The organism is Exiguobacterium sp. BMC-KP (assembly GCF_001275385.1).
Taxonomy (GTDB): domain Bacteria; phylum Bacillota; class Bacilli; order Exiguobacteriales; family Exiguobacteriaceae; genus Exiguobacterium_A.
Map to the genome: position 1 here is coordinate 55,713 of NZ_LGIW01000011.1, position 21,965 is coordinate 77,677.

At 38.6% G+C, this 21,965-nt stretch carries 14 protein-coding genes; 8 read left to right on the forward strand and 6 right to left on the reverse strand.

Going from position 1 to position 21,965, the window contains the following annotated elements; all coding sequences use genetic code 11:
* Both ADM98_RS00780 and ADM98_RS17425 read left to right on the forward strand, forming a co-directional pair.
* Complete coding sequence (locus tag ADM98_RS00780) at window positions 1–264, forward strand: hypothetical protein (protein WP_053451814.1); 264 nt, start codon at window positions 1–3, stop codon at window positions 262–264.
* Between the two features lie 104 nt (window positions 265–368).
* Complete coding sequence (locus ADM98_RS17425) at window positions 369–626, forward strand: hypothetical protein (RefSeq protein ID WP_053451815.1); 258 nt, start codon at window positions 369–371, stop codon at window positions 624–626.
* A gap of 737 nt (window positions 627–1,363) precedes the next feature.
* Here the strand turns inward: ADM98_RS17425 and ADM98_RS00790 are convergent.
* A complete protein-coding gene (locus tag ADM98_RS00790) occupies window positions 1,364–1,717 on the reverse strand; it encodes a hypothetical protein (RefSeq protein ID WP_053451816.1) in 354 nt (117 codons plus the stop codon).
* Between the two features lie 802 nt (window positions 1,718–2,519).
* Between ADM98_RS00790 and ADM98_RS00795 the strand changes: the two genes are divergently transcribed.
* The 4 genes from ADM98_RS00795 (at window position 2,520) to ADM98_RS00810 (ending at window position 5,908) form a co-directional block, all read left to right on the forward strand.
* Window positions 2,520–2,762: a hypothetical protein gene (locus ADM98_RS00795; protein ID WP_053451817.1), complete on the forward strand. Its 243-nt coding sequence runs from the start codon at window positions 2,520–2,522 to the stop codon at window positions 2,760–2,762.
* Between the two features lie 522 nt (window positions 2,763–3,284).
* The gene (locus ADM98_RS00800; protein ID WP_152910941.1) at window positions 3,285–3,794 is read left to right on the forward strand and encodes a hypothetical protein; all 510 of its coding nucleotides are present in this window, start codon (window positions 3,285–3,287) and stop codon (window positions 3,792–3,794) included.
* 352 nt (window positions 3,795–4,146) lie between these two features.
* The gene (locus ADM98_RS00805; protein WP_160315904.1) at window positions 4,147–4,701 is read left to right on the forward strand and encodes a hypothetical protein; all 555 of its coding nucleotides are present in this window, start codon (window positions 4,147–4,149) and stop codon (window positions 4,699–4,701) included.
* Window positions 4,702–5,218: 517 nt separating this feature from the next.
* Complete coding sequence (locus tag ADM98_RS00810) at window positions 5,219–5,908, forward strand: 4'-phosphopantetheinyl transferase family protein (RefSeq protein ID WP_053451820.1); 690 nt, start codon at window positions 5,219–5,221, stop codon at window positions 5,906–5,908.
* Window positions 5,909–5,914: 6 nt separating this feature from the next.
* Here ADM98_RS00810 and ADM98_RS00815 read toward each other — a convergent pair whose 3' ends face one another.
* From ADM98_RS00815 to ADM98_RS00835, 5 genes are read right to left on the reverse strand one after another with little or no spacing between them, the layout of a single operon-like run.
* Entirely contained in the window at window positions 5,915–7,468 is a 1,554-nt protein-coding gene (locus ADM98_RS00815; RefSeq protein WP_053451821.1) for a hypothetical protein, read from the reverse strand.
* The gene (locus tag ADM98_RS00820; RefSeq protein WP_053451822.1) at window positions 7,461–8,174 is read right to left on the reverse strand and encodes an ABC transporter ATP-binding protein; all 714 of its coding nucleotides are present in this window, start codon (window positions 8,172–8,174) and stop codon (window positions 7,461–7,463) included. The genes ADM98_RS00815 and ADM98_RS00820 overlap by 8 nt, the downstream gene beginning before the upstream one ends.
* Before the next feature lie 19 nt (window positions 8,175–8,193).
* Complete coding sequence (locus ADM98_RS00825) at window positions 8,194–8,961, reverse strand: ABC transporter permease (protein WP_053451823.1); 768 nt, start codon at window positions 8,959–8,961, stop codon at window positions 8,194–8,196.
* Window positions 8,958–9,860 carry an ABC transporter ATP-binding protein gene (locus tag ADM98_RS00830; protein WP_053451824.1) on the reverse strand — a complete coding sequence of 301 codons (903 nt, stop codon included), beginning with the start codon at window positions 9,858–9,860 and terminating at the stop codon, window positions 8,958–8,960. Before ADM98_RS00830 ends, ADM98_RS00825 begins: the two co-directional genes overlap by 4 nt.
* The gene (locus tag ADM98_RS00835; RefSeq protein ID WP_235504810.1) at window positions 9,844–10,029 is read right to left on the reverse strand and encodes a PLDc N-terminal domain-containing protein; all 186 of its coding nucleotides are present in this window, start codon (window positions 10,027–10,029) and stop codon (window positions 9,844–9,846) included. The genes ADM98_RS00830 and ADM98_RS00835 overlap by 17 nt, the downstream gene beginning before the upstream one ends.
* 477 nt (window positions 10,030–10,506) lie before the next feature.
* Between ADM98_RS00835 and ADM98_RS00840 the strand changes: the two genes are divergently transcribed.
* Window positions 10,507–17,703: a condensation domain-containing protein gene (locus tag ADM98_RS00840; RefSeq protein ID WP_053451826.1), complete on the forward strand. Its 7,197-nt coding sequence runs from the start codon at window positions 10,507–10,509 to the stop codon at window positions 17,701–17,703.
* Window positions 17,690–21,964: a condensation domain-containing protein gene (locus ADM98_RS00845; RefSeq protein ID WP_053451827.1), complete on the forward strand. Its 4,275-nt coding sequence runs from the start codon at window positions 17,690–17,692 to the stop codon at window positions 21,962–21,964. Before ADM98_RS00840 ends, ADM98_RS00845 begins: the two co-directional genes overlap by 14 nt.
* Window position 21,965: the final 1 nt, after the last annotated feature.

Here is a 21,965-nt window from a genome sequence, read left to right on the forward strand (position 1 = left end):
ATGAAAAAAGACCGTGGTGTAATTGGGTTAAAAGAAATCAATCAATTAACGAGTTCGTCGAATCCCTCAACGAATCAAGTAGATGTTTCTTCCAAGTATGGTACTAGTAGTAATGATGGTCCTCAACAATCCATGCAGCCAGGTGGTGGTGGTGGTGGAACCGGAGGTGGTCTTGTTGATTTTTGGTACCCCAACCCCTCAACTCAGTGTTGGGGTGCTGGCTCGGCAAGTATTAGCAAAACGAAATCTCTAGGGAAAATCTGAACTGAGAATACTTAACTTCGGATTCTTTAAAAGTAATTCAAGGTGTAATTCTATTTCGAATTAACTGAAAAATAAAAAAATATATTAAGAGGAGACCATACATTATGAAATACGATCGCAAGACTATTGGTATTAAGGACATCGGTGCTTCGAGCCCGAAAGATGAAAAAAAAGATTCGGAATACGGAACTGGGCCACAAGGTGCGGTCGCTCCACCACCGGGTTATGGTGGCGGTAGCGGTAATGGTGGTGGTTTCGTTGGAGGAGGAGGAGCAGGCTACGGTGGGGGCGCTGGGGGTGCATGTAACTGTTCAGGGTCGACTACGATGAAAAAAGTAGCTGCTCTGAGAACTTCACTTTGATTGTCAATCTTGAAATAAAAGAAGTTAGATTTAAATCTGAGTGATATTAATTTAATAAAATATCATACTTAGACTTTATGTTTCATCCATAAATGTATAAAAGATAGAATCCCTTCATTCTCAAAATAGACTGAAGGGATTTTACTTTTGTCTTAGAGATGTAAAGGCAACATTTTAATATCGTCGTTGAGTTGGAGAGTTTGACGACACTATTAGTCTGAGATGATTTCAAGAGAACCTCAGGTAACTATTTGTTATGTGTTATTCACCAGAAAACATATAGCATTGGAAGATGGTGCCATATTAAAATCACTGGTTAATTGGATGTACCGGTATCACTCGAAAATAATTTCAAGTTGATGGATGAGAGAATACTTGTTGGTATAGGCATTGGAGAAATTATGCACATATCCTCTATGTGACGATTAGTAGGTCGTGATATGAGTGATAAGACTTCAAATACGAGTCTTTAGCATCGCTCTTTGAAGTCGGGCAATCACCTTCTGTGATGGGACGGAACAGTCTCGGGGTGGAATAGAGTAGTATGGATTCGAAGAATGACAGTAGAATCAAGGAGAATGTGAATCCGAGATCGACCCTCTCGTCGAAGTAGACCACGTTCAATATGAGTAATAAGAATAGATGGATGGGGAAGACGAGTTTGTACACGGTATGCTCCTTTTCAAGATTTTGTATACACTTCGACGTCGAAATATCTTTCGCAGGACGTGGTTGTTTCATGATATGAGTGGGACGACCGAAGAGTCCTGATATGATGGATTCTCGTGTACATAACTGTATTCATTCGATAGCGATGAATCCGTATCTCTGATGGTCAACTTATTCTGAAGATAATCAATCCCTTCGATGTATACACTACTAGAGTGGACTTCAGAGGAATCCAAGTGATGTAACGTCAAAGAAATCCTTTCACGTAGGGCCATGAATAATAGGATGTCAGTCTGTCCTGGAATCGAGATGAAGGAATGGTTGTTCAGTAAGGTATTGATTGGTTCCATCAATAACGTGAAAGTCGAGCGTTCGTCATGCATGGTAGCAGGACGTGCGTCGTCGGAACGAAGATAAATCATGGTAAATCTCCTTCTAACAAGAACTTATGTTCTTATTATGAATCGTGGATTTATTTATTACAATCCTCTTGTTTCTAAGGATTGACCTGGTCTGAGGAGAATCATGCTAATTTGTAAGGTTTCACATCCCTGGGATGTTGCTCGTCCAATTCTCATATAGGACACAGTTCTGTCAGTGAGTGGTACCAAGAAAGCGATGTACTAACATGATGGAGTCGAAGTGCCTCTCCTCTTCATCGAGTAAGAATCGTCTGAAGTTCTTGTACGGTGTAGGGTGGAGATTTTCGATGCAGCATTGCATGACAGTTCGGGCATACCGGGACGAGGTCGTGTTCCGGATTGACGACGTATTCACTCCCGATCGTGTGCAAGGCTCTTAGATGATGGACGTGGATGAACCCTTTGCACAACGCACCATACCTCTCCTAGTAGTCGAACTTTCAGACGGAGCATCGACATCCGTGCTTGATGAGACATGCTTCCCAGACCTTCGGGTTACGTTCATAGGCGTTCACCGTGATGCTCTTCTTGGCCATTCGACATATAGTGCATGTTCGTCGAGCTCTTCCGGCAATCGTACGTCTGGTCGGGGGCGACGTTCTCCTCCGACAAGCCCCAGTGAGCGAGTATGGAGTGGAACGTCGCAGGGTTCAGGGGCATCGAGGTGGCCAGGAATCCTTCGTATAGATGAGAATCGTATTCCTCTGGTCCTACTTCCTGGTCCACGAGTAGGAAGGGGGCGTCTAATGACGCGTGTATGTAACGGATTGGTACATGGTAGCGTTCCTACGAGGATGACCCCGTGCTGACCGACCTCGAACCAATCCTTCTGCCACGAGGTGACGGAGAAGCTGTCCGTCTCTCGTCCATCGCGAAAGAAGTCGTCCACTGCCCATATGTTCGGATTGCAGAAGAAGGTCCAGTACTCGGTCGAGAGGGTCTTCTCTTGCTTGATGCGCCCCTCCTCCTTCCAACGACGCATCTTTTCCCGACGTCTGCTCTTGTCGGTCGTGAAATGGAAGGTCTCTCCCGACCATTCCCATGATTCTCCGAGATGGATGCCCTTCTCGATGATGGAGTGGGATGACCGATGGTCCTGATCGGTATACGAACTTAACCATTCTGCTGCGGCTTTGATGCTCGGATGTTCTTCTAGTTCTTGTCCGTCCTTGAAGATGATGACGGGACTCATTCGTCGATTGGTCGCTATGGGTAATCGCAATTCGGGAGACCCCTTTCATGTTAGATGGCATGACCATGACGACGTCATGATGATGGCTTGGAGATTGAGAGAAGATGTTGGATTGACTTCATGGGGTCGTTGTACCGGATGAAGACACGGCAGGCGGATCCGTCCGAAGGATTCGTCGCGGATGGATGAATCGATGACGCCCCAAGATGCTCCGGCATGACATTGGATATGTTTGGCTGATACATGTCATAATAGTCAATAACATACAAAAATCTGACGTCGGTAGAGGTGGGTCACGTGTCACACTTTCAATATTATCCTAAGAATCAACGAATCACGAGTCATCTGAATGCAGTGGTGGAGGTCTTCGGACGTATGGAGGACCACATCTCCGATGAGAAAAGGACATACAAGAGCAATGACATACTCGAAATCTGTAGACCTGGTCTAGAAGAGATCGGATACCTCGTGGAGGACATGCGCAGGGGGAAGGACAAGTACATCGAGGTACCGGTCTTGTTCGGGCGTAACAACCAGCTCGAGAAATCCTTCCGGGCCGACGCCTTCAACGACGTGGAAAAGTCCGTCATCGAGGTCGAGGCAGGCCGGGGCGTGTTGAACAATCAATTCCTGAAAGATCTGTTCCAGGCCTGCATGATGCAGGACGTCGACTACCTCGCGATAGGTGTCCTGTTCGAGTACAGGACCAAGAAGTCCAATGGTGACTACAAGGTGAACCGGGACTTCGAGACCGTCTGTAAGTTTTTCGATGCGCTCTACTCCAGTGACCGCCTACGACTTCCCTTGAAGGGTGTCCTGATCATCGGGTATGAGACGCCTAACCTACAGGCGACCGGACCAGTGTTCGTCGACGAAATCGAATGAGGAAGGAGATGGAACGATGTACGAACGCTATGCGCGAATCATCAGCGAGCTCCACGAGGACTTCGCCTGGGTGGTGAACCAGGAATTTCCGGCGTCCGTGTCTATGGGGGACCTTCGATTCAATGAAAGGGCGTTCCAGAGTATCCACGAAGGAAGTGTCAGGATCGTTGAAAATCCCCCGCGGTACGGAATGAAGTCGTTCACTGTGCGGAGGGTGATCCATCGGAGTGCGTGTCATGGTGAATTTTCAATCATCTACAGGTCCTATGGCGGATTAGTGGCAAGGAGAGCCTTGAAAAAATATAGGGATCCCGAGTATCGATATGACAAGGATGATTTACGTACACATGGGGTGTTTGATTTTTATCTCGAGGCAGGAAGCCGCTATCGGACGCTATACGGCGGCGATGCGACACATTACAATGTCCTGAATGACCTATTCAGATACGCGACGTACGCACAATGCTCGGATGTCTATCGGGGGATTGAAATCGATCATCGGAACTTGAATGAGGATCAATCGGATGCATTGGTGGTGCTATCATGGTTGTTCTTCGAACAGGAATTGAACTATGGCGGTCTGTCGTTCCAACAATTCAGTAACTTCAATCGGAACCTTGGGTTCAGACCGAGGGACATGCTCATGGGATTCGTGAGCATGATGTATCATGATTATAGGACCTATCAAGCCTATCCTTACTGGGGTTATAACAATAATCGGGAACGGACGTCACCTCATTTCGGTAAAAGCAAGTTCCGAGGATTGGATGATTTATATAAGCAATATTTCATCCGATTACAAGGTGATTTGGATAAGTGGCCGTCCTTGTTCTGTAACCAGGACATAGTACGCTATTTTCACGGGCTTACTGACCGGACCGGTGTCAATCCAAGATTTGTCCGATGAATATTTCTCGTATGGGGGGCGGTTTTACGAAGTGCTGTCTTATTTGAATATACGGATGATAGGGCAAAGGTAGCGTGAGATATTAGAGGATGTATCGTTGAAGCTATGAGAATTGGAACGCGAACCGATGTCAGTAAGATGGATTAAATCTTTGTATTTCAATCATTTGGAATCAAACGAAAACTTCCAGACTTCTGCAGGTTAAGGGAGAATCCTTAAGCGAAATGAGGGATGAATCTCTCCCTCTCCTCTCAAATGAATTATCTTCGAAGAGGGAAAAACTATGATGAAGCATAGAGATTTAAAATCAAGGATGTATCCGATGAAAGGATAGGGGATGCTGATTTACAATGTGTTTGTGCTTTCTTATTTCGTCTCCAACAATTTCTAGGCAGAGCATCGGCATACGTGTTCAGATGGTGTCCATACATCAGTATAGAGCTCAGATTCCTGTACGAAACCGAGCCATTACTAATCGATTGATATGAACGAGAAAATCTTAAAAGGGAGAAATCGTATGTTTCGTGTATACAGTCTTTTTATTGATGATTTTGAATCAACTAAAATCACCGACGATTTAATACTCTTACTTAGTAAAGATAGAAGGAACAAGATTGCGAAGTTGAGAAGAAACGATGATAGAATACGTAGCCTGTATAGTGAGCTGTTTATAAAATATGTGTTGCACAAGGAATTCGGTTTAGTATCTAAAGATATCCAGTTCACAAGAGATCAGTTCTCGAAACCTCTTTTAGAAGGATATGATAATATCCATTTCAACCTCAGTCATTCAGGAAACTGGATCGTATGTGCAGTGAGTGACTTGCCGATAGGTATAGATATTGAAAAAATAGAGTCAGGAGATAATCGTTTCATAGAAGAGGTTCTACATCATAAAGAAATCGAATATCTAACACGCTTTGAAGGCAATGAAAAAAACACCAAGTATTATACACTTTGGTGTTTGAAAGAAGCATATGGGAAGTATATGGGTGTAGGTTTAAATTATGAGTATCAGAAAAACTTATTCGAAGAGTCACTTCAAGGATGGGTTTTAAAACCGCAGCAGAGTGATGCAAATGAGTCGCTGTATTTCCAAGTAAATCGACTACCTGGTGATTATCTTATAGCAGTGTGTACTCCATATAGTAATTTGATGACTATTAAACAAGTTGACCATCGAGAAATTATCGACTTCACTCTCTAAGTGATGTTAGTTAAGAACGAGAGTTTGTTCTTTCATGGACTTGATCAACACGAAAATTAAAATGAGGTTGAATAGAGCAAGCATCGGGAGTGCAAAATTGAACCCTAGAATACTCAGTACTGTATTTAATGAAATATACATCGTGCTGATGGCAGCGGTAAAGATAGTGGATTTTCCTTGTTTAATGATTTCCATCTCACTAGACCAGTTGTAATTGGGAAACTTAAGGTTTATGAAGAAACCGACCAGACTAATCAAAAACAAGCTAGATACCGTAAAGACGATGAAGAAAAGGCTGTCCACGATGGAAGTGCTAAAATGAAGCATATAGACTAGAATGGCACAGATTACGCCTGGTATAAACAACATGAGATTTAATGCGATTTTAGCCATCGATAAATCTTTTAGTGTCAGCGGGGAAGTGAGTGTAATCCAGATGCTTTTTCCTTCGAATGACAAACTAGAGGAAGTCGTCGTGGTCAATAGGATACAGATGGTCGTAAAGATGATAAATATATACTTACTACTGATCGTGATGAACGAAAATTCAAAAGTGTATGTGTAAAGAAGCGGTACCAAGTTGAATAGATAGACTAAACTACCAATCAGTAATATCACGGGAGTTAAGATGGTGTTACTTACATAGGTAATCGATGATAGATAAAGTTGCACTTCTTTAAGAAACAACTGTTTGAAAATGTTGTTTTGAATGAGTGGTGTTCCTTGATTGATTTTTCTTTTACGTGTCTCCTGGAAAAGGCTTTCTACAGCTGCATACTTATATTTAATGATCCAAAGAGAAAGGATGGTTAATCCTCCTGTTAGGACAGTCATGGCAAGTAGTCGCAACATGTCATTTTCGATGTTCCAAAGACCTGTCAGTCCAAATAAATTGAGAGGTGAAGATATATAAAAGATGGATTTGTATTGAAGTGAGTCAGAATTAAGAAGCGCAAAAACGATTGGAATTAAGAAAATTGAAACTGTCACTAAAGCTTCAGCAACGTTATTTTGTAATTTGATAATGCTTAATATCCATTTACTCAAAATCGAAACGAGTAAAGTGGATGAAAGGATCAGAATAGGTGTCGTGATGAGTAATACAATCGAGCTGAAAACAAAGGAATGAATGTTTGAAACGATTAATAAGTACGAACATACCGCAGCAAGGAGTGCTACCGCGATTAACGAGGTGTAGATGAAAAATAGTTTAATCAAGTGAAACAATCGGAGTTGCCATAGGGGTAAGGGAAGACTGAAGATGAAATCCCGATCGTTTGAGAAGACGATTTTTTTAACGCCGCTCAGTATCGTCCAGATCCCGAACACCCAGAATAGAAGTGAAGAGAGAACAGGGAGAAGAATGTCTACCTGATCGTTCGAATAGAGATCGAAGGCGATATACAGCACATAGGAGATCGCCATGAAGAGAGCCGCGCAGTATCCAGCAATCGTCAGAGTCGCATGATTACGATCGGACTTACTATTTGCGTTATTCAATCGAGATATTTGAAGATCGTTTAGGATAACGAATTTTTGTAATGAAAGAAGCTTATTCATGTGTAGTAATCCTCCTAAAAGTCTCGTTCAAACTTCCGTTCACCAATAAGTTGATCATCGTATCATTCACGACTACTTTTCCTTCGTGAATCATCACAACCTTGTTGCAAATTTTTTCGGCGACTTCTAAAACATGAGTAGAATATAAAACAATGGCACCTTCTGAAGCACGTTTTTTCATCTCTTCTTGCAAAAAATAAGTGGCATTAGGATCTAAACCGACAAACGGTTCATCTAAGATGATCAATTTTGGGTTGTGCATCAATACGGAAATAAGGACTAACCGCTGCTTCATTCCATGCGAATAGGTGGAGACTAGATCATGGATTGCATCACCAAAATGAAGTTTCTTTAATAAAATCGTTAGTTGATGATTGATCGTGTCGCTATCCACGTTGTAGATGCTTCCTATGAGTTCCAAATACGAGTATCCTGTCATATTCCCATATAAGGCGGGTGTGTCAGGTGAATAGCCGATCTGTTGTTTAAACGCTTGAGGATCGCTCTTAATACTGATGTCATTCAACTCAATTTCACCTTGATCAAAATTATGAATACCGACAATCGATTTAATTGAGGTTGTTTTCCCAGCACCATTCATTCCAATGAAAGCACAAATATCGCCTTCCACGAGTTCTAAATTTAAATTCTTGATTCCCTTCTCGGAACCTCCATAAATTTTCGTGAGATTTTGAATCGTCAACATATGAAATCCCTCCTTGTTATTAAGAATGTTTCAATTTTTTATTTGAGATTACTAAATTAATGGATATGAACAATAGACAAGAGAGGATACTTAAATGATTCGCATTTGATACGGTCATAAGTTGTGATTCCGCTAAGTTTAAGACCGAACCTGGTGATAAAAGAAATATGGAATGATTTAAGCCTTTTAGTAATACACAAACGATTGATAGGATAATCGTAAATACAGCTACGATTATCGGATTTTTAATGAAACTACTTAATAAGATAGTAAGACTGATAACGAAAAGGATCCAGATGCTGTAATACAGGAGAAAACCTAAAAAACCTAAAAATGAGAGGGCACCGAAAAAGTAGATTGTGTAGTAATAAGAAGTGAGAGCACCAACCATGATGCAAAACATACTAATCAACCAGTGACTTGTCATTTTTGACAGGATGTAAGAAGGAACGGTGACAGGTCTCGTTAAAATGAAGTCCTGCATTCCATTGTTTCGATCAGTCGCTATCATTCCCATGAAACTGATGATGAGTATGATGAGACCGATTTGGTTAAATTGCCCTGAAATTGTAGAGATGAAGATTTCACTAGAAGACGGAATCGGGCGATTCGGATCAAGTGTAATTCCATCTGCACCACCCACGTTTTTTAGAATGACGTCCATATACTTATTGAGAAGGGGCTGAGTCATTCCTAAAATAATAAAGACGATGGATAACCAAATGATTTTAAAGTCTTTAATAGCTTCAATTAACTCGGTTCGGAATAAAATGTAATAGTTGTTCATGTCTCTGAAACCATCTCTAGAAAAATATCTTCTATGCCCTTCTCGTAATATTCAATCGAGGTAATATCCAAATCATTCGCTTGGGTTTTAGTCAGTAGCGTTTTTAAGTCTAAGTCATGTGAGCCGGTGAATATAAAAGATTTGGAAGATGTATATTCAATATGCTCAATCGTGTCATCGTTTTTCTCAAAAGAAATGATTTTTTCTTCGGTGTAAGCTCTGTTAGTTCTGATAAGTACTTGCTTTCGATTGAGTTGAGCATAGTCTTCGTCAATATTCCCGACGATTTCACCGTTCTTGATCACGATATATCGATCACAAAACTCACTCGCATCATCTAATATATGTGTCGAAATAATAATCGTTGTTCGTTTCTTGAGCTTTCCGATTAATTTCTTTACTTCGTTTCGGCCGATAGGATCTAATGCAGAAACTGGTTCATCTAAGATAAGTAACTGTGGCTCATGTAAAATGGCTTGTGCGATGCCAAGTCGTTGTTTCATTCCTCCTGAAAGTTGCTCAACTTTCAGCTTTTGTTTTCCCTGCAACCCTACTTCTTCTAGAACGAGAGGGATTTTATGGAGTAATTCACTCTTTTTTAATCCTGACAACTTTCCAAAAAACATTAATGATTCTTCACAAGTCATCCAAGGCTTAAAATCTGTATGCTGTGACAAATAGCCGATGTATTTTTTATGGCTTAGGATTGGATCAGAATAAAAACGAATATCGCCTTTGTCATAATTAAGGATTCCGGTCATGCATTTGATTAAAGTTGTTTTCCCTGCTCCGTTAGGTCCTAATAAACCTATACATTCTCCTTGAGAAATCGAAAAGTTAACGTCTGTTAGAATAGGGCGACTATTGATTGTCTTGTAAAGGTTACTGACCGTAATCATGACGATGAATCCTCCTTCCGATTACTAAAAATAAGATTGGCCCCAATAATTGAATCAGTAAGATGACAATTAACCAGACATAAGGAATTGCTATCTGATCTTTTCGTTTAAACCAATCTACGAGGGTAATGATGATGAGCAGTAGATTAAAGAAAAGAATAGGCAACATGAAGGGAAGAATTTGATTCCAGTCGATCTCCAAAAGTGCATTAAAGTCTGTGTTCAACTTAATCACTCCTTTCTATTTCCATTATCAATAATGAAAATTAATAAGTCAACGCTTTTGTTAAAAAATAAAGAATGATTGGAAAAACGATAACCATTATTAAGAATGAAAAAATAAATTTTTTACTTCAATGATTAAAATCCATAAAAAATAATTGTATTTTAGAAAAGTAATGAAGCTTATATTAGATAATTGGTCTTACCAATTATGAATACCTAATACGATAAATAGGATAAATTAAAAGTATATCGAAATAAAAAAACGTTCATGAAACATTTGAAATGAAATATAATTACGATTTTATGGGAGGTTGAAACTTTATTTATAGTGTGTTTAATTTGAAACGAGGAATTTTTTGGGAGTGTTTTACTGTTATTTGATTGAGAAATGGTTCTAAAAATGCATCGGAGGTCAATCGATATGGAGAGTATGATGTTAAAAAAGTCAAAAGAAGTAACCGATTTTGAATACCAAATGTTTATCTTATCGAAAAAACTTGGGACATCAGATTTATATACGGAGACGTGGGCTTTCAAGCTTTCTGATCATATCTCCATGTCGAAATTGGAAATGGCAATACTCTCTGTCATCGAAAAAAACGAAGATATACATAGTCGATTTGTAATGGTGGAGGATGCACTTAAAAAAGTATTGAATGTAAATCATGATGTTTTAGAAATCATAGATAGTACTGAGATTGAACTAATGAACTTGATTGAGGATTTGAAGAGTGAAAAATTTGATGTAGAAGAAGATGCGTTAATACGCTTCTACTTGTATCATCATCGTTCTTCAAACGAAGGATATCTATTAATTAATTCACACCATATTTTAACAGATTCTGTGACTAAGAATATCTTGTTGAATAAAATATTCAATGAATATGACGATAAAATTGATTCTTTGGCGATCAAGACAATAGAGAATGATCAAGGAATAAATAAAAACCCACTCTTGAATCTAGAATCATATAAATCTTATCTAGCCAAAATCATTAACTATCCTGATCGTGCTAATCCTTATGGGGCTATTAAGGAGAACATAGACGGGCATGTCAATCACATTTTGTTTTCGGAAGAGTTTCTTGATAAAGTCACTAGCATTTGCAAAACAAAGCGCATCACTCCTGTAACTTTTTACTTATCTACATTTTATACATTCCTATGTCATGAGTTGAATACGACGCAATTTCGATTAGGAATTCCTTTTTCAAGTAGAAGTAATAGTAATGAATCAAATAAAATTGGATATTTTGTAAATACGCTGCCGTTCGGTATGGACATTGGTGATTTTAGTTCCTACAAGCAGTTACTAAAGCATGTTCAACTGGAATTGTTCAAGTTAGATGAGTATAAAACGATTGCAAGCTCGCATATTTCGGATATCACGTCTTCGATGAACGGTAACTTATATAGAACCGTGTTTAGTTATCAAGAAACAGAACCATTGGATCAAATAGACTCTGAAGTCTACACATCCCAGAACGGAGCAAAATTTGAATTAACAGTAAATTTCAAAAAAACAAAAAATTCTCTTCAATGTGAAATGGAATTTTCAGATGAAACATGGTCCTTAGAAGAATCATCCCGTTTCATTCATCGATTTAAGAGATGGATGCTGAGACATGTTGTTGAAGAATTTGATTGGGATGTCTTGAACATTAAGAACAATCAAAATGAATTGGTTCTCGAAGAGGATTCTTACCAATTAAGAGGCGAATTTAGTTCTCAAAAATCGGACTCAATCTACGATAGATTTTCATCATACAGCAATCATTCGACATACCATTATGCGATTTCACATAATAAACACTGCATCAATTATAAAGATCTGAATGATAAGGTGATCAACTTCTCGCATAGACTTTTAAATCTTGGACTTGATTCCTCTCAAGTCGTCGCTCTAAGACTAAATAGATCTATCGATACAATCGCACTCATCTTTGCTCTATCGAAGGTAGGGATTACACACGTCCATCTCAGCGAAATGTATCCTCTAGATCGAACGGAGTACATACTAAAGGATTCGAAAGCGTCACTCCTTATCTGTGAGGAAACGACGAATAGCGATGATGAGCTACTCTTAGAAAAGATCACATGGATTGATTTTTATCAAATTGATGATACTCCTCCGATTTCAGTACAGACACAGACCAAAAATGAAATTTTCAGTTTGATCTACACTTCTGGAACAACAGGGGAACCTAAAGGAGTAAAAATCAAAAATGAAAGTATCATTAATTTTTCATCCAATCATATGAATTTCATCACTAATCCAAATGAAGTGTTTACACATGTCAGTACGTATACATTTGACGCATGGTTTTTCGAGGTAATGCTTCCTCTATTGAATGGGAAGACATTAATAGTGGTAAATTCACCTATAACTGACGAGAAGAATTGGCATTTTGGAGAAAAAGATGTTTTACCGACGGTCTCATTTTTGACCACAGCATTATTTAACTCGTTCGTAGACAGTAAGTTGATTAAAAAAATTCATTCCATCCAGAAATATGTAATCGGAGGTGAAAAGGTCTCCCCAAGACATGTAGAAAACGCCTTCAAGCAAAACGAGAACATAGAGATCATTAACGCATACGGACCAACAGAAAATACGACGTTCACCACCATCTATAAGATACCGAAACAAGTACCACGAGACATCCCGATTGGTACACCACTGACGAATACGAATGTCATTATAACGGGTCCGAACATGGAGATTTTACCTAAAAATTGTTATGGAGAAATAATGATTTCTGGTAGGAATTTAATGCAGGGCTATCTCAATAAAGGAAATGACAAACTAATCGAGTCAAATGTGAATGGTTTGGAAGAGATGTACTATAAAACAGGCGATATCGGAAAGATTGGTCTCGACAATCAGTTGTATTACTTACACAGAAAAGACCGCCAAGTGAAGATCAGAGGATTTAGGATTGAACTATCTGAGATTGAACAAAAGTTGATGCAGATTAATGGAATCACAAAATGTGTTGTACAGGTAGAAGATGAAATCAATCGCAAAAAATTGATTGCCTATTTTACAGGTACGCTTGACGTGGAGAACCTTAAAAAACATGCTGAATTCTTATTACCCAAATACATGTTACCAAATCAGTACATCTTACTTGAAGAAATCAAACTAACGATTAACGGGAAAATTGATAAATCTTCTGTAGTTGAAGCTATTCACATTAATGAGAACACCAACCTAGTTTGGAGTCATACAGAAAAAATGATTTTAGAAGCTATCTCAAAAGTCACAAAAAATGAGAACGCGGATAAAAATGAAAACTTCTATTCGTTAGGAATCGACTCTATTTCGTCTCTTCAAGTGTGCTCGCTTTTAAGGTCTAAAGGAATGGACATCAGCGTTTCAGAGTTCTTCAAATACCAATCGATTGCGTCATTGGCGAACTATATCGAGGAGTCGAATAAGCTAGGTGAAATTAGAGATGTAACACGTCAAGTGTGGACGGAAAATACACTTTCACCTATCCAAAAATGGTTTTTTGATACGCAGCCTAATCATCCATCACATTGGAATCAGACGGTTCTTATAAAGCTATCAGATGAACACCATATAGAGACGATTGTGGAGAGTCTAGAGAAGCTAGTGAATCAATTCAATATTTTCTCTTCGATCTTTACATACGAGGATGGAAACTGGATTCAGAAAATCATGGAGGATCGGTCTTATCATATTAGTGTTCAATCTGATGTGAGTGAGATGAACTTAGATGATGTGTTGGCATCAAATCAAAAAAGAATCGATATACGTAAAAATCTATACCATTTCTCTATCATTCGAGTAGCTGATAAAACGTATGTCCAGCTGGTCATTCATCATTTAATTATTGATGGCGTTTCATGGAGAGTACTGTTATCGCAGCTCTCAAATAATCTCGAGGATAATTCGGAAATACTTACGGAAAGAAAGAGCTTTAATGAGTGGGTACAGTATCTCGATGATTTTGAGGTGAGTAAGGTATCTAGACTATTTTGGGATGAGCTCGATATCGAACTGGAACCTAAATTGACGGTTAACTATAGTGATATTCATTACCTGGAGATGGAATTTAACCTATATCAAACAAAGGAGCTAAAAGAAAAAGTCATTCATCATTTCATGGGAGATCTAGAGTCTACTTTGTTAGGTATCTCTGCCAAGGTAATAAATAAAGTTATACAGAATTTAAATGAAACGATGGTCGTACAGCTCGAAGGTCATGGAAGACCCATGATGGAATCTGATTTTTCATCCACGATTGGTTGGTTCACGAGTATCTATCCAATTCAATTGAAATGTGAAGAATCTACATCGGATACCATTTTAAAAACACATAAGATCATTTCTGAAATTCCAAATAAAGCTTTCGATTATTCTTTACAAAAATCGCTGAAATTTAAGTCTGACTGGACCTTTAACTTCATGGGTGACTTTAATTCTGATGCTTATCAAGGATTTGAAGTTTCAGAGATGTTTAGAACAGATGATTTTTCGAAAGAAAGTTTAGTACCCTACAGCCTTCAAATCGTACCCATTGTAGTAGACGATAAGCTCTCGATTAAAGTATTCTTCAATGAAAAATTGTATTCTACTGTTCAGATTCAGACATTGATCAAGGAATTGAATGAAGAGTTACTTACCTTCATTGACTCTAAAAGTGAGCGATACCTGCCTGTCTCTGGAATGAAGGAAGGTATGTTGATCCAACATGAAGCGTCGGAGGAGACTGGAGACTATATCATTCAATGGACAATGGATACACCGAATATCGATTTGAATAAATTTCAAGTAGCGACGAATACATTGATTCGTAAAGTCGATGCATTAAGATCAGTATTTACTTTTATCGATGGAAACGGATATGAAATCATCAAAGAAGCCAGTGAGGTTTCGCGCAACTACATGACTACTATCTTCGATTGGTCTCTATTGGCAGACGATGAAGTAGAACGAGAGACTAAAAGATATCTAAAGAACCAAAAATCGATTGGCTTTGACTTTACGAATGGTCCATTGTTTAGGTTTACGGTCATTAAGAAAAAAACGAATTTCACTGTCATTTTTGAATTCCACCATATCATTCTAGATGGATGGAGCATGTCTCAATTATTCGATAGTTTATCCAAGGCATACGAACATGGTGTCGAAGTGGATCTACATGATTATGCCCAAGTTCGAATGAATCTTGAAACGTTGAAGAGTTATAGCAATTTAGAGGAATGGGATGGAGTTCTATCCAACTACACGCCGATCAAATTCATGAATACGAGTGGAATAGATGAAAGAATTCAGAGGTTCGGTTCCAATTCTATCAGTTCTGTGTTGTCTCAATACCTAAAGACGAATAATTTAACGATGAATGAATTCTATATGCTAGCTTGGAGCATCACACTATCAAAAGCATTTGGGAAAAAGGATATCCTGTTCGGAGCTACTATTTCAGGGCGGAATACACTTTCGATGCAAGAATTGAACACAGTAGGCATGTTCATCGCGACACTCCCAGTCAGAATGAACGACTTTGATGTAACAGAGACATCTGCATTGATTACTGCTATTAAACAAAATATGAAACGTATGCAGGATTATGATTATATTTCTTGGCTAGATATATCCAAGAAGTTGAAAGAAAACAGTGAAATTCAAATCGGTTATGTTTTTGAAAATTATCCTGTATCTGATAATGATGGAATGTTTTCGATTTCTAACTTTGATGGACAAGAACAGGTTGAGTTTCCGCTAGCACTTTCTGTAGTTCAAAAGGGTCAGGAAATCATACATGAAATGACGGCAAAATCTAGTGAAGTAAGCAGCGAATTATTGGATACGATCGAAGCCTTGTTTGAAGCGGTTGTATCAGGATTGATCCAGCATTCCAATGACTATTCGTATCTCACCAAAAGGATACACGACAATACACGATTATTTAGTCCGCCTCGAGAAGTAACCAATTCAGAGGTAGACTTGAGATCAGAATTGTTAAGGGGCTTCAAAAAATTTAGTGACAATGTATTTATTAAGCAAGAAGAAAAGTCCCTCACATATGCTCAAACGTTAAATATGATAGAGCAGATCATTCGAACGACGAATCTCTCGTCTGATGACGTCGTAGTAGTAAAAACGGAAGACCGGCTGAAAAAAACAATCTATCTCTTATCATGTTTGTTATCTGGAGCAACCTATGTGCCTGTTTCGCAAGAATACAATGAAAAACGAATTGACTATATTCTTGAAAATGCAGCTGCCAATTGTCTTTTCGATTCAGAAGGTAAATTCCAAAGAATCAGCGAACGTTCGAAAAACGGTGGACTTGCTTATATTATCTATACGTCAGGAAGTACAGGGGAACCAAAAGGTGTGAAGGTGACATCTCAGAACCTAAGTAACTTTATCTCCTCCATGAACGACTATACGTTTATCAGTCAAGAGGATGTCTATTATCAAAATATTGCTATGACCTTCGATCCTTCTATTATGGATGTATTGCTCCCGATGACAGTTGGAGCAAAGATGTATATACCTTTGGAAAAAATGATGGGAGACGAATTAGAAGAATTACTCGTCAAAGAACAGATAACCATCATGACATGTACACCATCCTTACTAAAAAATATGGATTTGACCCAGACAAAGAGTCTTAAAACATTGTTTGTCGGTGGAGAGAAGTTGACGTTTAAAGACATTAAACATGTACCTGATACAACGACCATAGTAAACATGTATGGACCAACTGAAGCGACAATCACCAGTACGTTATTCGTTATTACGTCTTCAAACAAATACGAATTTAAGAGTTATCCGATTGGTCGACCGTTAAAACACATGAAGTATGCTATTCAATCTAAAGATGGCATGAGACTCCCATATGCTTCTCCTGGACAATTGATATTGAAAGGACCAATGATTTCTCCGGGCTACATCGATGATCAATTGACAAAAAAACACTTTAGGAAGGTTGTGTCTTCGGAAGTTGGGACGAAATATGAAACTGGAGATTTCGTCCTTGAGACGAAGGATCACAGTATTCATTATCTAGACAGAGATGATGATCAAATTAAGCTAAGAGGTTATCGTATCGAACTTCAGGAGATAGAGGTCGTTTTAGATGAAGTAACTTCCATTCATGACTATCATCTAATGTTGGTGAACAATAAAACTTCTTTAGCATTGTTCTATAGAGGAGAAATTGAGAACGGCCAATTGAGACAAAAATTAACGAATAAATTGCCAACCTTTATGATTCCTTCAATCATCAAGCAAGTTGATGTATTTCCTACCACGATCAATGGAAAAATTGCTGTTGATGAATTGCTCGATGCGAAGGCAAACTCCATTGCAAATAGTCTATCGTACACCGAAAATACTGACGAAACATACATGACGATTCATTCGATATGGTTAGACACATTAAATGTAAATCAGTTGAATGAAAAAGATAACTTCTTTGAACTGGGTGGAAATTCATTACTAGCCATACAGGTCGTGAAAAAAGTAAACAACGCATTGTATATGAATGTCTCGATCAAGACTTTATTCAAATATCCAACTTTACTTGAATTTGTAACTCAAACGCGAAGAGGTGAGATGTTAGATGTTCCGAACTGAAGCATTAACCCCAATGCAAAAAGGGATTTGGAGTCATACAAAACTTGAGGGTGAAAACGATCAGTATTTAATTCCATTGATTCATAAAATTTCAAATGATGTCGAAACGACTGGTATCGAACTCGCATTAAACGAGGTCATTCGAAAGAATGAAGCATTGCGTGTAGAAATAGTTCCTGGAAACGACGTGTACCAATCAATCCAACCGTATGAGTATCATACTCTAGCGTTTATCTCAGTTAAGGAGAATGCAATTGCAGAATCGATTACGGAGTTCTTATCCTCAGGCATTTCTTTAAATGATTCACTTACGCAATATGTATTGTTTATAACACCACTTAACAAATATTTAGTCTGTAAATTCCATCATATTATTTTTGATGGACAATCAGCTGAAATTTTCCGAGATGAATTGATTGCCAACTTAAATAGTGTACCGCAACAAAAAAATGATACGCTCTATTCTTCATATCTGAAGAGTAGAGCGCATCAAAGTGATGCTGGGAATACATTCTGGGAAGCATATCTCCAGCAAGAAGTAGAGAGAATACCTAAATCGACGAAACAAAGTACCCAGGAAGTTGGTCGGCGAGATATTCAGGTGACTAAATTGCAATGCAGTTTAAGTGAGTACAAAGATGTAACGCTTGAATTAGGTGGAACCTTATTTACGACGGGACTCACGGCTTTTCAGGTGCTGCTACATAAATACTTTGACCTTCATCATCCAGCCACAGCGATTCCTGTTTCTTTACGTTCATCAACGGAAGAACGGATGATAGGTTTTTTGGCGAATGTCCTACCATTGATATCCCATGTAGCTGCTAATAAAACACTATTTGAACTACATGAGAAGATTCAGGACTTGGTTTTTTCATTGATAGAAAATCGCAATATTTCATCCGGGGAAATAAATAACATGGTGAACCGAATGAAAAAGTCTAATTACCACAGCATGACTCAATGTGTATTTGACCTTGGTTTTGAAGATAATTCATTAGAGAACACGTTGATTAAGCAGACAAGCATCAACACGGAATATGATTTCTTAGCAAAAGTCATCATTAAGGATGAGGCAGTCTATTTTGAAACGAACGTCGATCAAGCGATTTTGGACAGTCAGGTTATCGCAGAGTTACATCAATCTTTTGACAAAATCATTCAAGCATTACGAGTAGACGTGAACCAAGCACTTTCAGATGTCAACATCCTTCCAGACACACAACTACAAACTGTATTAGAGTCACTCAAAATAAGTTCATCCTTTTTAACTACGCACGAAGCAGGATCGCCTCTATTCAAGGAATTCGAATCTGACGAGCTAGCAATTTCATTTAATGATTTCTCGATCACTTATCTAGAATTGGCAATTTTAAAACAACAATTTCAAAAGAAACTAGAGGATTTGTATATACAAGATGGGGCCAAATGTGTGGTCGTTACGAAAAATAAAGGGCTTGCAGCTGTCCTCTATTATTGCATTCAACAATCTGGACATACTTACATACCGATTGCCCATGATCATCCAAGCGCCAGGATCGATTGTATCATCGAAGAGGCTAAACCAGTCCTCATTTTGTCTGATTTTTTGGAATCAGACAAATACAAGGTGACCGATGTTTCGATGGATAATCCATTTCTTCATTTAATAGAGGAAAACATCCTCTCTCGAGAAAGCGAGAGTTATACCGTCGATACATCGTATATCATATTTACCTCAGGTTCCACGGGTGTGCCAAAAGGCGTGCCAATATCCTATTCAAACATATTGAGTCTAATAGATGAATATAAGGCATTCGACATCAGCTTCGGGGATTCAGTAGCACAAATTGCAAGCCTCTCTTTTGATGCAAGTGTTTTCGAGTTCAGTCTTGCTTTTCATATAGGCGCTACGTTGAAGATATTCGACACAAAAGTAGGACATGAGCATTTTCCTGACTTTATACGACAAAATGAAATCACACATTTTTTAATGACACCGGAATATTACACAATCTTAGACTTTAAGTCGTGCGATACGCTCAAAACAATCCTGGTAGGTGGAGCACCTTATCGAAAAAATGCATCCATCCCACCACAAGTGAGAGTCTTGAATGCTTATGGTCCTAGCGAATGCTCCATTATCTCATCCTATAAATGCATGAAGGACACAACAAACGAAGCAAATATCGGGAAACCAATTTCTTCACTGTCCTATGTGATTCTAAATTCAGACAATCGCATCGTTCCGGATGGACAACGGGGGCAGTTATGCATCACTGGGAAAGGCATGTTTGACGGATATCTCAATCCCGATGTTGATCCATTCATAGAGTTGAAGATTGCTGGCGACACGTATCGGTTCTTCAAAACAGGTGATGTTGTCTATCGCGATAGAGATACACAAGATGTGATCTATACGAACCGAAATCAAGACATGATTAAGATTCGAGGAAATCGCTTAAATCCTGAGGAGATCACTCAACTTTGTTTAAAGCGTCCTGGCGTCACGAATTCCGTCACAGTGTTTCAGGATGATCGACTCTATAACTTTTTCGTAGGGACAGAAACGACCCAAGCAATGGAGCAGCTATGTCGAAATTACCTTCCTTCCTACATGATTCCTAGCGAGTTCATTAAATTGGATAAGATACCCATGACCATTAATGGAAAAGTGGATATGAACGAACTCAAGAACTATATCAAATCAAAAGTAGATGTGAAGAAGTCTGAGAATGGAGACGTTCTGTATACGGATTTAGAACAAAAAATTCTACAGGTGTTCACTCAACTATTCGATGAAAAAGATTTTAGTTTAAACGACAACTACTTCGAGATGGGTGGAGACTCTATCAAAAGTATCCAGCTTGCTTCGCTCTTCCAACGGGAGAACATGAATATAACCTCTATCGACATTATGAATGCGAATCAGTTGAAAGATTTATCAAAGCTTGCACTAGTCAATACGATGGAGTTCAACCAACAACCTATTGAAGGTTTATTCGAACTACTTCCGATACAGAAATGGTTTTTCTCGCACGATTTCGATAACATCAACCATTGGAATCAATCCATTGAGTTTGAGATTGATAGCTCGTTAACTAAAAGCGATATCATCAACATCTATGACGCGATCCGGAGGAAACACGATGTATTAAGAAGTAACTTCATTGATACAGATCATGGCAAGAAAGTGATGATTAAAGAAAACGACAATAGTAAGGGGATGGATGAAGTTTCAGTTGTTGAGATTCTAGATGTGGATAAAGAAATAGAAATGAAGCAACAACTGATAAATGATTTACAGGGAAGCTTAAACATTGAAGACGGAAGTGTATCGAAGCTAGTCGTTATAAAAGATTCAGCTGAACGACATAGCTTAGTCTGGGTGATTCATCACCTGATTTGTGATAACGTGAGTTGGCTCATTTTAAAGGACGATTTTGATATGGCGATGAAGCAAGTAATAGCGGGACAGCCCATTCAATTGATGGAAAAGACTACGAATTTCGAAGTATTGATTCAAGAGACAACCAATCAAGTCATTCCCACTCACATTCGGACAGAATGGGAACGGATAATGGGAGCGGATAGTAAAGAGCGTTTCAAAAATCAGATGTCTTCCACTCTTAAGATACCTTTTAAAACAAAGATTTTTGAAGTAGATGAACGTGAAACGGAAGCACTCCTCTCTTTCTCTAAAAAGAAAAACTATAGTCTCGACACAATGATGATGATGTTGTTTGGTCGAGCAATGATGCGACAGAACGAATTAGAGGAAGTTTGGATTTCACAAGAACTTAATGGACGAGATCGATATTCCGACAATGTTCGATTGAATCAAACCGTAGGATGGTTGACTTCCATTCATCCTGTTCTATTGAAAAACAAGGAGCGGTTGGATGAATATCTATCCACTAATCACTTTACTGTCGATAAAACCAAGGCTATAGGTAAGTACTATGAACTACTAGAGCCTACGATGGAGACGCCTAATATTTCATTCAACTATTTGGGAGAGATGAGAGAACTACCCGACGTTGTAAATAAGAATGACATCAACAAGTATGATTTTTTTGATGAAATCGCTCTAAATGTTGCTTTAGTCCAAAACAAATTCATGCTTGTATTCTTATATAAAGAACACTTGGATCAATTAATTGATTCACTACAAACTATTATTCGAAATGAGATTCCTAAGTTGGAGCAAGAAGATGAAATTGAGGTTTTTGGTTTAGATAACAGTTCATTGGTCGATCTAAGTGAACTATTCAAAATTTGAC

Coding starts and splice junctions, on each gene's coding strand:
- ADM98_RS00845 (WP_053451827.1), top strand. CDS start 17,690: ATGTTCCGAACTGAAGCATTAACCCCAATGCAAAAAGGGATTTGGAGT.
- ADM98_RS00840 (WP_053451826.1), top strand. CDS start 10,507: ATGGAGAGTATGATGTTAAAAAAGTCAAAAGAAGTAACCGATTTTGAA.
- ADM98_RS00790 (WP_053451816.1), bottom strand. CDS start 1,717: ATGATTTATCTTCGTTCCGACGACGCACGTCCTGCTACCATGCATGAC.
- ADM98_RS00800 (WP_152910941.1), top strand. CDS start 3,285: ATGGAGGACCACATCTCCGATGAGAAAAGGACATACAAGAGCAATGAC.
- ADM98_RS00830 (WP_053451824.1), bottom strand. CDS start 9,860: ATGATTACGGTCAGTAACCTTTACAAGACAATCAATAGTCGCCCTATT.
- ADM98_RS00780 (WP_053451814.1), top strand. CDS start 1: ATGAAAAAAGACCGTGGTGTAATTGGGTTAAAAGAAATCAATCAATTA.
- ADM98_RS00825 (WP_053451823.1), bottom strand. CDS start 8,961: ATGAACAACTATTACATTTTATTCCGAACCGAGTTAATTGAAGCTATT.
- ADM98_RS00820 (WP_053451822.1), bottom strand. CDS start 8,174: ATGTTGACGATTCAAAATCTCACGAAAATTTATGGAGGTTCCGAGAAG.
- ADM98_RS00810 (WP_053451820.1), top strand. CDS start 5,219: ATGTTTCGTGTATACAGTCTTTTTATTGATGATTTTGAATCAACTAAA.
- ADM98_RS00815 (WP_053451821.1), bottom strand. CDS start 7,468: ATGAATAAGCTTCTTTCATTACAAAAATTCGTTATCCTAAACGATCTT.
- ADM98_RS00835 (WP_235504810.1), bottom strand. CDS start 10,029: ATGTTGCCTATTCTTTTCTTTAATCTACTGCTCATCATCATTACCCTC.
- ADM98_RS17425 (WP_053451815.1), top strand. CDS start 369: ATGAAATACGATCGCAAGACTATTGGTATTAAGGACATCGGTGCTTCG.